Annotated in this window: 1 protein-coding gene; it reads left to right on the top strand. The window is 48.8% G+C overall.

Annotation, left to right across the window (positions count from 1 at the left end):
• Positions 1–689, top strand: a 689-nt coding sequence (locus R7O13_RS26450) for a magnesium chelatase domain-containing protein (RefSeq protein ID WP_318305153.1), incomplete at its 5' end; no start/stop codon positions are given.
• Between the last annotated feature and the right edge of the window lie 65 nt (positions 690–754).

The raw sequence follows: 754 nt of genomic DNA, 5'->3' as shown, positions 1-754 counted from the left end.
TCCTTGAGCACATTATTGACTGTTCTGTCTTGCTTGATGGCGGAACAGATAGTCGTTTCCGTACACTGCGCAGCCACAAAAACCGTTTTGGTGCGGTAAATGAATTAGGTGTGTTTGCGATGACGGGGCAGGGACTGAAAGAAGTAAGTAACCCATCGGCGATTTTCCTTTCTCGTGGCGAAGAAGAGACGTCAGGATCTTCGGTCATGGTTGTGTGGGAAGGTACACGTCCTCTATTAGTAGAGATTCAAGCGCTGGTGGACTGCTCGCAATTGGCAAACCCTCGTCGCGTAGCGGTTGGTTTGGAGCAGAATCGTCTCTCCTTATTATTAGCCGTACTGCATAAGCACGGTGGTCTGCAAATGGCCGATCAAGACGTGTTTGTGAATGTAGTCGGCGGCGTTAAGGTAACAGAAACCAGTGCGGATCTTGCTTTAGTGATGGCGTTACTATCAAGCTTTCGCGATCGTCCGTTGCCAAAAGATGTGGTGGTATTTGGCGAAGTTGGTTTGGCTGGCGAGATTCGTCCGGTACCGAGTGGCCAAGAGCGTTTGAACGAGGCGTTTAAGCACGGCTTCAAAAAGGCAATTGTCCCGGCTGCTAATATGCCAAAAGGTGGCATTCCGGGGATGCAAATCCACGGCGTTAAGAAGTTGTCAGAGGCTATTGAGGCTTTTGACGAGCTGTAATGCTGAAAAAGAATGGTATTTGTGGGCTCACAAACTGTTCATTCCGTCCTGAATATAGAACGAAT

This window comes from Vibrio sp. Y176 (assembly GCF_033438945.1).
This window is presented reverse-complemented; position numbering and strand designations above follow the sequence as displayed.